The organism is Corynebacterium glyciniphilum AJ 3170 (assembly GCF_007673095.1).
Classification (GTDB): Bacteria; Actinomycetota; Actinomycetes; order Mycobacteriales; family Mycobacteriaceae; genus Corynebacterium.
In genome coordinates this window covers 44,273-53,142 of the sequence record NZ_VDYZ01000018.1, presented here as the reverse complement: position 1 = coordinate 53,142, position 8,870 = coordinate 44,273, and the positions used below count along the sequence as shown (strand labels likewise).

Sequence of the window (8,870 nt, the reverse complement as noted above, 5' to 3'; positions counted from 1 at the left end):
CGGGCTTATCTGGCTGAGGTGACTGAGGCAGCAGCTTGACAAACTATAGGAGCATCAGAGGTACGGGTCGTTTCGGCTACCGGAAACGACCGTCAGCTCTGCCGTCGTGCCAGTTGCTCTGCCACTGCTCTGCCACGTCCACGCTGCGTGCGCGGACGCCGGTGCCGGTGATGTGGCGCCCCTGTGCTGGCCCGCCCGCTCGGCCCACGATCGCCGGTGACATCCTGTGACCGGTTCCGAGTCCGCGTAGTTGGTCACGGAAGTGTAACCTTCCATGCGACCCCTGCTATTCTTGTGCAGTTGTCTGTCCCCCGCAGGCTGCGCCCCTCTGACACCGGGCGCCACCGGCAGGGGATTCAGTGACCGAACACTTACCCCAAGTAGAAACCTTCGGCGGCCCGCCCCGGGAGTGGTACTCCCGACAGTGACTGCCGAGCCAGGAGGCAAACGTGACCGCCTTGCTCTCGGCGTTCCGGGATGCTGATCTGCGCAAGAAGATATTCTTCACTCTTGCGATGATCATCCTCTACCGGATCGGAGCACAGATCCCGACCCCCGGTGTCGACTACGCGGAAGTCACCTCGCAGGTCCGTTCGCTGACCGAGGACGGCTCGAACAGCATGTACACGCTGATCAACCTGTTCTCCGGTGGCGCCTTACTCCAGCTGTCGGTATTCGCGATCGGCATCATGCCGTACATCACAGCGTCGATCATCGTCCAGCTGCTGACCGTGGTGATCCCCCGTTTCGAGCAGTTGAAGAAGGAGGGGCAGTCCGGCCAGGCGAAGATGACGGAGTACACCAGGTACCTGACGGTCGCCCTGGCTCTGCTGCAGTCCGCCGGCATCGTCGCTCTCGCCGACCGGCAGCAGCTGCTGGGGGCGAATGTCCGCGTACTGCACGAGGACGTCGGCATCTTCGGTCTGGTCACCATGGTCACCATCATGACCGCCGGTGCGGTGCTGGTGATGTGGTTCGGTGAGCTGATCACGGACCGGGGCGTCGGCAACGGTATGTCGCTGCTGATCTTCGCCGGTATCGCCACACAGCTCCCCGCCCAGGGGATGCAGATCCTGCGTAGCTCCGGTGGATTCGTCTTCGCCGGCGTCATCGTCGCTGTGCTGCTGCTGGTGATCGCCGTGATCTTCATCGAGCAGGGGCAGCGCAGGATCCCGGTGCAGTACGCCAAGCGTATGGTGGGACGTCGCCAGTACGGTGAGACCTCGACCTACCTGCCGCTCAAGGTCAACCAGGCCGGAGTGATTCCGGTGATCTTCGCGTCCTCGATCCTCACGGTTCCGATCCTCATCACCCAGATCATCCAGTCCGGTGACGCCGGGCAGGAGGACAACTGGTGGAACCGCAACGTGATGACGATGCTCTCGAACCCGTCGAGCTGGCCCTACATCCTGATCTTCGCGTTGCTGATCATCTTCTTCTCGTACTTCTACGTGTCGATCCAGTACGACCCGAACGACCAGGCCGACAACATGAAGAAGTACGGTGGGTTCATCCCGGGCATCCGTCCGGGTCGACCGACCTCCGAGTACCTCTGGTACGTCATGACCCGGCTGCTGCTCGTCGGCTCGGTGTATCTCGCCGTTATCGCCGTTCTCCCGAACATGGCGATTACGATGGGACTCGCCTCTGACGGCGCGGCCTCAAGTCTGGGCGCGTTCGGTGGTACCGCTATCCTGATTATGGTCTCGGTCGCTCTGACCACGGTCAAGCAGATCGAGTCCCAGCTCATGCAAGCCAACTACGAAGGATTCCTCAAATGAGACTCGTTCTCCTCGGCCCGCCCGGTGCAGGTAAGGGCACGCAGGCCGCCATCCTCGCCGACTCGCTGGGCGTGCCGCACATCTCCACGGGTGATCTCTTCCGTGAGAACATCTCCAAGGAGACCGACCTGGGCCGTCAGGCACAGGAGTACATGGACGCCGGCAAGCTCGTTCCGACCTCCGTCACCGCGGACATGGTCAGCAAGCGTCTCGACCAGAAGGACGCAGCCGACGGCTTCCTGCTGGACGGCTTCCCGCGCACGGTCGAGCAGGCCGAGATCCTCTCTGAGATCCTCGAGCGTAAGGGCACCGCACTGAACAACGTGCTCAACTACCAGGTCTCCGAGGACGTCGTGGTCGAGCGCATGCTCGCCCGCGGACGCAGCGATGACACGGAAGACACGATCCGTACCCGTCTGCAGGTCTACCGGGACGAAACTGCCCCGCTGATCGACTACTACGCGGACATCATCATCAACGTCGACGCCGAGGGCACGGTGGAGGACATCTCGTCCTCGACGCTCGACGCTCTGGACCGGTAACCAGACCGGTGCCGAGCCCGGGTAGCGGGCCGGTACCTCACGAACGCACTGATTGGTAGTTGATGGGTTTCCGTAGGAAGAGCAAGATCGTCAAGGGGAAGACCCCGGGTGAACTCGACGCGATGCAGGCGTCGGGCGAGATCGTGGGACGCGCGCTGCAGGCGGTCCGCGCTGCAGCGGCTGCCGGTGTCAGCACGCTCGACCTTGACGCTGTCGCCGAGGAGACGATCCGTGCCGCTGGTGCGGTACCGACGTTCAAGGGATACGGCGGTTTCCCGGGCAGCATCTGTTCCTCGGTCAACGACATGATCGTCCATGGAATCCCTGACTCGGCGACCGTCCTCAAGGACGGCGACCTGGTGTCGATCGACTGTGGTGCGACGCTGGACGGCTGGGTGGGGGACTCAGCCTGGACGTTCGCCGTCGGGGGTGACGAGACGCTCACGCCTGAGACCCTGAAGTTGAACCAGGCCACCGAGTGGGTCCTGTACGAGGGGATGAAGGCGATGGTCCCGGGGAACCGGTTGACCGACGTCTCGTGGGCACTGGAGGAGGCCACGGAGCGGGCCGAGGAGAAGTTCGGGGTGTCCCTGTACATCGTCGACGGCTACGGTGGTCACGGCATCGGCCACGAGATGCATGAGGACCCCTACCTGGCGAACGAAGGTGCGCCGGGGAAGGGGCCGCATATCGAGGCAGGCAGCACGCTGGCCATTGAGCCGATGCTCGCCCTCGGTACGGTCGACTCCTACGTGCTGGACGATGACTGGGGAGTCAAGACCCTGGACGGCTCTCCCGCCTCGCACTGGGAGCACACCGTGGCGGCCACCGACGACGGCCCCCGGATCCTCACCCCCCGGTACTGACGAATGCACCTGCATTTGTCATGTCCAAGGCCGATGCCGTATCGTGAGCCGTTGGTGTGGACACGTGGGCACTGCGAGACCGCAGACCGTCCGGCACACCATCGAGACCAGACCTAAAGGCCCGTCGTCAGCGGTGGGCCGGGAAAAGTGGAGGATATGGCTAAAGAAGGCGCCATCGAGGTTGAGGGCAAGATCATCGAGCCCCTGCCGAACGCGATGTTCCGCGTTGAGCTGGACAACGGGCACAAGGTGCTCGCTCACATCTCCGGCAAGATGCGTCAGCACTACATCCGTATTCTCCCCGAGGACCGGGTCGTCGTGGAGTTGTCTCCCTACGACCTGACCCGTGGTCGGATCGTCTACCGCTACAAGTAGACCGTCCGACTGCCCCAGCGCTGGTCGCACAGTCATTCAGCCTCCACACATCCAGCCGGTGGCCCGATGAACCTCGTCCGAAGGTTCGCGGGTACCGGACAACCACCTTCGGCCGCGGCGGCTGAAGCCCGCCGTCCTGTCCCTGCCCTCCGCGGCAGGGGAGGACGGAAGTACGGGACGTGTGTGGAGAAAACCGCCGCAGTAATCCGGAAGGAACTGCCATATGGCACGCCTTGCTGGTGTTGACCTCCCGCGCGACAAGCGCATGGAGGTTGCACTCACCTACATCTACGGCATCGGCCCCGCCCGTGCCGCCGAGCTGCTGGAGAAGACCGGCATCTCTCCCGACCTGCGGTCCAAGGACCTCACGGACGAGCATGTCTCCACTCTGAGGGACGCGATCGAGAGCACCTGGAAGGTCGAGGGCGATCTTCGCCGCGAGGTCCAGGCTGACATCCGTCGCAAGATCGAGATCGGTTGCTACCAGGGCATCCGCCACCGTCGTGGCCTGCCTGTGCGCGGTCAGCGCACCAAGACCAATGCTCGTACGCGTAAGGGCCCGAAGAAGACGATCGCAGGAAAGAAGAAGTAGTCTATGCCTCCCAAAGCACGCTCCGGCGCGCGCCGTACCGGCCGTCGCGTCGTAAAGAAGAATGTGGCGCACGGCGCCGCATACATCAAGTCCACCTTCAACAACACCATCGTGTCCATCACGGACCCGAAGGGTGCTGTCATCTCCTGGGCCTCCTCGGGACACGTCGGCTTCAAGGGCTCCCGCAAGTCCACGCCGTTCGCCGCCCAGATGGCCGCCGAGTCCGCCGCCCGTAAGGCGATGGAGCACGGCATGAAGAAGGTCGACGTTTTCGTCAAGGGCCCGGGCTCCGGCCGCGAGACCGCCATCCGTTCCCTGTCCACCGCCGGCCTCGAGGTCGGCACGATCTCCGACGTGACTCCGCAGCCGCACAACGGCTGCCGTCCGCCGAAGCGTCGTCGCGTCTAGAAGAAAGGATAGGGATACCACATGGCTCGCTATACCGGATCCGCCACCCGTAAGTCCCGTCGTCTCCGCGTCGACCTCGTCGGCGGGGACCGCTCCTTCGAGCGCCGCCCGTACCCCCCGGGACAGGCCGGTCGTACCCGCATCAAGGAGTCGGAGTACCTGACCCAGCTGCAGGAGAAGCAGAAGGCCCGCTTCACCTACGGTGTCATGGAGAAGCAGTTCCGCCGCTACTACGCAGAGGCCAACCGTCGTCCCGGCAAGACCGGTGACAACCTGGTCATCCTGCTGGAGTCCCGGCTGGACAACGTCGTCTACCGTGCAGGCCTGGCCCGCACCCGTCGACAGGCACGTCAGCTCGTCTCCCACGGTCACTTCACCGTGAACGGCAAGAACATCAACGTGCCGTCCTTCCAGGTCTCCCAGTACGACATCATCGACGTCCGGGACCGTTCCCGCTCGATGCTGTGGTTCGAGGAGGCCCAGGAGCTCCTGGTCGACGCCGTCGTCCCGGCCTGGCTCCAGGTTGTGCCGTCCTCCCTGCGCATCCTCGTGCACCAGCTGCCCGAGCGCGCCCAGATCGACGTGCCGCTGCAGGAGCAGCTCATCGTCGAGTTCTACTCCAAGTAGGACGTTCGGTCGCACCACCCCCGCCCACCACCGCAGACGCGGCCGGTGGCGGTTCCCGTCAAGATCAGTTGTTCATCTCTACGGCGTCAAATAGCGGTCGCCACCAAGGAGAAGCAAGATGCTCATTTCACAGCGCCCGGCGTTGAGCGAAGAGTTCGTCAGCCCCGCACGGTCCCGGTTCGTCATCGAGCCGCTGGAGCCCGGTTTCGGCTACACCCTCGGAAACTCACTGCGCCGCACCCTGCTGTCGTCCATCCCGGGCGCAGCGGTCACCTCCATCCGGATCGAGGGTGTGCTCCACGAGTTCACCACCATCCCCGGTGTCAAGGAGGATGTCTCCGACATCATCCTGAACATCAAGTCCCTGGTCCTGTCCTCGGACTCCGATGAGCCGGTCACGATGTACATCCGTAAGGAAGGCGCCGGAGAGGTCACCGGGGCAGACGTCGTCGCCCCGACCGGTGTGGAGGTCCACAACCCGGACCTGCACATCGCCACCCTCAATGAGCAGGGCAAGATCGACATCGAGCTCGTCGTCGAGCGCGGTCGCGGATACGTCCCGGCCGCTCCCACCACCGGTGAGATCGGCCGCATCCCGGTCGACCAGATCTACTCCCCGGTGCTGAAGGTCAGCTACAAGGTCGAGGCAACCCGTGTCGAACAGCGCACGGACTTCGACAAGCTGGTCATCGACGTCGAGACGAAGAACTCCATCACCGCCCGTGACGCCATGGCGTCCGCGGGCAAGACCCTGGTGGAGCTGTTCGGTCTGGCCCAGGAACTCAACCTGGCTGCTGAAGGTATCGAGATCGGCCCGTCCCCGATGGAGACCGAGCACATCGCCGCCTACAGCACCCCGATCGAGGACCTCGACTTCTCCGTGCGTTCGTACAACTGCCTGAAGCGCGAGGACATTCACACTGTCGGCGAGCTCGCCGGCCGGACCGAGTCCGACCTGCTGGATATCCGCAACTTCGGCCAGAAATCCATCAACGAGGTGAAGGTCAAGCTCGCCGAGCTGGGCCTGGGTCTCAAGGACGCACCCGAGGGCTTCGACATCAACGACATCGAGGGCTACGACCCGGAGTCCGGCGAGTTCGTCGACACCGAGGGCGAAGACATCGCCGAGTAGTCACTTCGTAGGGAATCGCCGTCGGCTGTGCTGAGTGGGGCATCCGGTGGTTCACCGACACCGCGCTTGACCCAGTCTGACTAAAGAAACACACGAGGAGAAGTTATGCCTACCCCGAAGAAGGGTGCCCGCCTCGGCGGATCTGCTTCCCACCAGAAGAAGATCCTCGCCAACCTGGCAGCTCAGCTCATTGAGCACGGCGCCATCAAGACCACGGACGCGAAGGCCAAGGTCCTGCGCCCGTACGTCGAGAAGATCATCACCAAGGCGAAGAAGGGTACTGTCGCCGACCGTCGTAACGTGCTGAAGCTCATCACGGACAAGGAGGTCGTCGCCTACCTGTTCAACGAGCTCGCGCCGAAGTTCGAGGGCCGCAACGGTGGTTACACCCGCATCATCAAGCTCGAGAACCGTAAGGGTGACAACGCTCCGATGAGCCAGATCTCCCTCGTCCTCGAGGAGCTCGCCTCCGCCGAGGCGACCCGCGCGACCCGCGCCGCCGCATCCAAGGCTGCTGACGAGGCTGTCGAGGACGCCCCGGTCGTCGAGGCCGACGAGGCCACCGATGCCGCTGCCGCCGACGAGGCAGCAGAGGCCGAGGCTGCTGAGGAGTCCACCGAGGAGAAGTAGTTCTCCCGGTAGGCCGCCCGCTGCGGTACCTGACGACGCCCGCCGCCACCGTTCTTCACGGTGGGGCGGGCGTTGTCGTGCCCGGGGGAGGGGCCACGGGTGGTGTACCCGTCGCTCCAGTGCGGGCCGCCACGTGTTCACGGCCCCGGGACCCGACTTGGTAGAGTCATGCCTTGTGTTGACCTACCGACTTGCCGGCGTGCTGCTGTTCCTCAGCGGTCTCGTCACAGGTTTCGGGCACATCGTCGCCCTGATGAGCTGGCGGGGACTGTATTCGTTCACCGACAACCGCATCAGCGACTTCACCGTCACCGAGTGCCAGGTCCTGCGCGACAACCTCGGCACCAGGTACGTCTGCAACCCGTCGTACCTGATCACGAACGCGTCCTATACCGCGGCGGCCTTCATCATCGTCGTGGCCGCCGGCGTGATGTGGCTGGCGGCGGGCAGGGAAGGTCATCGCTCGGTGAGGATTCCTGCGGTGCTCATCGCGGGTGCGGGTGCGGTGTCGATGTTGGCGGGACTGTTCCCCTACAACGTGTCGCCGGCGATCCACGACCTGTCGATGCTGGTCTACGCGATCCTGATGTGGTCGTTCATGGCGTTCCTCACCGGCGTGGGGACCGCACGTTCTGCGGGGGGACGTGATCCGCACCCGCTGATCTACGGTGCGTACCTGCTGATCACCCGCCTGATGCTCACCGCGTCAGTGGTCGGGATGCTGGCCCTGCTGTTGCTGGGCCCCCGTGGCCTGCCCGGGGCCTACGAGAGGCTCGCCTTCGACACCCTGACGATATGGCTGATGGTCATCGGTGTCTGCATGTACTCACTGGGAGGAGCGGCGGACCAGGAGAGCAGACGGGTCGCCGACATGGAGGCCGCCGGTTTGTCCGGCACGGACGTCGGCTCAACGCCCCGTCGCTACCCGGGTTTCCACGGTGCACTGTCACCGGGGTGGGGACGTCGTCGCCACCAGGGTGACCGGAAGGAGAGCGGGGAATGACGGACACGGTACGCGTCCGGCTGGACGTGGCCTACGACGGGACGGACTTCCACGGGTGGGCCCGCCAGAAAGGTCCGCAGGAAGGGTTGCGCACCGTGGCCGGTGTACTGGAGGACGCGTTGTCCCTGGTTGTCCGGGAACCGGTGGAGCTCGTGGTCGCGGGGCGAACCGATGCCGGTGTCCACGCGAACGGCCAGGTGGCCCACGTGGACATCCCGGAGACTGCATTCCGGCAACGCTCACTGGACCGGCCGGAGGCCCTGGTCCGGCGGCTGTCACGCATACTGCCGGAGGATATCCGCCTGCACGGGGCCAGCGCCGCACCCGAGGGATTCGACGCCCGGTTCTCCGCACTGTCGCGCCGCTACATCTACCGCGTGACCACGGCCCCGGCCGGGCCACTGCCGCTGCGGGTCCGTGACACGGCGACCTGGCGGCACGAGGTGGACCTCGGAACCGTCCAGGCCGCGTCCGACGTCCTCGTCGGGCTCCACGATTTCGCCGCCTTCTGCCGCCACCGGCCGAATGCGACGACCGTGCGTGAACTCCAGGAGTTCAACTGGCGGGACATCTCGACGTCCACGGAACCGTCGACCTACGAGGCGACGGTGATGGCCGACGCGTTCTGCTGGTCGATGGTACGTTCCCTCGTCGGTGCGGTACTGACGGTGGGGGAGGGACGGCGGGACAGGAGCTTCACCGGTGACCTGCTGAAGGAGCGCTCCCGGAGCTCAGCGGTCCCCGTCGCCCCGGCCTGTGGACTGAACCTGGTGTCCGTGCAGTACCCCGCTGAGGCAGACCTGGCGGCCCGCGTGGCCGTCACCCGGGACCGGCGGGCTCCGCTCGGGCAGCCGACTGAGCCCGGGGGCGACAGCGGTCGTCGGCTTTGAGCCGGAGAGACTTCTGTGGCACGG

12 protein-coding genes are annotated in these 8,870 nt (G+C 64.8%); 11 read left to right on the top strand and 1 reads right to left on the bottom strand.

Going from position 1 to position 8,870, the window contains the following annotated elements:
• Positions 1–76: 76 nt before the first annotated feature.
• On the bottom strand, positions 77–223 hold the full coding sequence (locus FS507_RS17695) for a hypothetical protein (protein ID WP_186314715.1): 147 nt from the start codon (positions 221–223) through the stop codon (positions 77–79).
• A 226-nt stretch (positions 224–449) separates the two neighbouring features.
• Here FS507_RS17695 and secY point away from each other — a divergent pair, with 226 nt between their 5' ends.
• The 11 genes from secY to truA all read left to right on the top strand — a co-directional run bounded on the left by secY (position 450) and on the right by truA (position 8,846).
• Positions 450–1,781: a preprotein translocase subunit SecY gene (secY, locus tag FS507_RS14885; RefSeq protein ID WP_145943562.1), complete on the top strand. Its 1,332-nt coding sequence runs from the start codon at positions 450–452 to the stop codon at positions 1,779–1,781.
• A complete protein-coding gene (locus FS507_RS14880) occupies positions 1,778–2,323 on the top strand; it encodes an adenylate kinase (protein WP_145943561.1) in 546 nt (181 codons plus the stop codon). The genes secY and FS507_RS14880 overlap by 4 nt, the downstream gene beginning before the upstream one ends.
• Before the next feature lie 62 nt (positions 2,324–2,385).
• Complete coding sequence (gene map, locus FS507_RS14875) at positions 2,386–3,189, top strand: type I methionyl aminopeptidase (RefSeq protein WP_145943560.1); 804 nt, start codon at positions 2,386–2,388, stop codon at positions 3,187–3,189.
• A 156-nt stretch (positions 3,190–3,345) separates the two neighbouring features.
• On the top strand, positions 3,346–3,564 hold the full coding sequence (infA, locus tag FS507_RS14870) for a translation initiation factor IF-1 (protein WP_025251938.1): 219 nt from the start codon (positions 3,346–3,348) through the stop codon (positions 3,562–3,564).
• 223 nt (positions 3,565–3,787) lie between these two features.
• A complete protein-coding gene (gene rpsM / locus FS507_RS14865) occupies positions 3,788–4,156 on the top strand; it encodes a 30S ribosomal protein S13 (protein ID WP_075811298.1) in 369 nt (122 codons plus the stop codon).
• Between the two features lie 3 nt (positions 4,157–4,159).
• Positions 4,160–4,564 (top strand): 30S ribosomal protein S11, encoded by a 405-nt coding sequence (gene rpsK / locus FS507_RS14860; protein ID WP_038546448.1) that lies wholly within the window; start codon positions 4,160–4,162, stop codon positions 4,562–4,564.
• A gap of 21 nt (positions 4,565–4,585) precedes the next feature.
• A complete protein-coding gene (rpsD, locus tag FS507_RS14855) occupies positions 4,586–5,191 on the top strand; it encodes a 30S ribosomal protein S4 (RefSeq protein WP_038546451.1) in 606 nt (201 codons plus the stop codon).
• 118 nt (positions 5,192–5,309) lie between these two features.
• Positions 5,310–6,323 carry a DNA-directed RNA polymerase subunit alpha gene (locus FS507_RS14850; protein WP_038546454.1) on the top strand — a complete coding sequence of 338 codons (1,014 nt, stop codon included), beginning with the start codon at positions 5,310–5,312 and terminating at the stop codon, positions 6,321–6,323.
• Positions 6,324–6,428: 105 nt separating this feature from the next.
• Positions 6,429–6,953 (top strand): 50S ribosomal protein L17, encoded by a 525-nt coding sequence (gene rplQ / locus FS507_RS14845; RefSeq protein ID WP_145943559.1) that lies wholly within the window; start codon positions 6,429–6,431, stop codon positions 6,951–6,953.
• Positions 6,954–7,128: 175 nt separating this feature from the next.
• On the top strand, positions 7,129–7,956 hold the full coding sequence (locus FS507_RS14840; RefSeq protein WP_186314714.1) for a DUF998 domain-containing protein: 828 nt from the start codon (positions 7,129–7,131) through the stop codon (positions 7,954–7,956).
• Positions 7,953–8,846, top strand: a complete 894-nt coding sequence (truA, locus tag FS507_RS14835) for a tRNA pseudouridine(38-40) synthase TruA (protein ID WP_145943557.1) — start codon at positions 7,953–7,955, stop codon at positions 8,844–8,846. Before FS507_RS14840 ends, truA begins: the two co-directional genes overlap by 4 nt.
• Positions 8,847–8,870 lie beyond the last annotated feature (24 nt).

Excerpts from the sequence above, each read along its gene's own strand:
- infA (WP_025251938.1), top strand. The coding sequence starts at position 3,346 with ATGGCTAAAGAAGGCGCCATCGAGGTTGAGGGCAAGATCATCGAGCCC.
- rplQ (WP_145943559.1), top strand. The coding sequence starts at position 6,429 with ATGCCTACCCCGAAGAAGGGTGCCCGCCTCGGCGGATCTGCTTCCCAC.
- FS507_RS14850 (WP_038546454.1), top strand. The coding sequence starts at position 5,310 with ATGCTCATTTCACAGCGCCCGGCGTTGAGCGAAGAGTTCGTCAGCCCC.
- map (WP_145943560.1), top strand. The coding sequence starts at position 2,386 with ATGGGTTTCCGTAGGAAGAGCAAGATCGTCAAGGGGAAGACCCCGGGT.
- FS507_RS17695 (WP_186314715.1), bottom strand. The coding sequence starts at position 223 with ATGTCACCGGCGATCGTGGGCCGAGCGGGCGGGCCAGCACAGGGGCGC.
- rpsD (WP_038546451.1), top strand. The coding sequence starts at position 4,586 with ATGGCTCGCTATACCGGATCCGCCACCCGTAAGTCCCGTCGTCTCCGC.
- FS507_RS14880 (WP_145943561.1), top strand. The coding sequence starts at position 1,778 with ATGAGACTCGTTCTCCTCGGCCCGCCCGGTGCAGGTAAGGGCACGCAG.
- truA (WP_145943557.1), top strand. The coding sequence starts at position 7,953 with ATGACGGACACGGTACGCGTCCGGCTGGACGTGGCCTACGACGGGACG.
- rpsK (WP_038546448.1), top strand. The coding sequence starts at position 4,160 with ATGCCTCCCAAAGCACGCTCCGGCGCGCGCCGTACCGGCCGTCGCGTC.
- rpsM (WP_075811298.1), top strand. The coding sequence starts at position 3,788 with ATGGCACGCCTTGCTGGTGTTGACCTCCCGCGCGACAAGCGCATGGAG.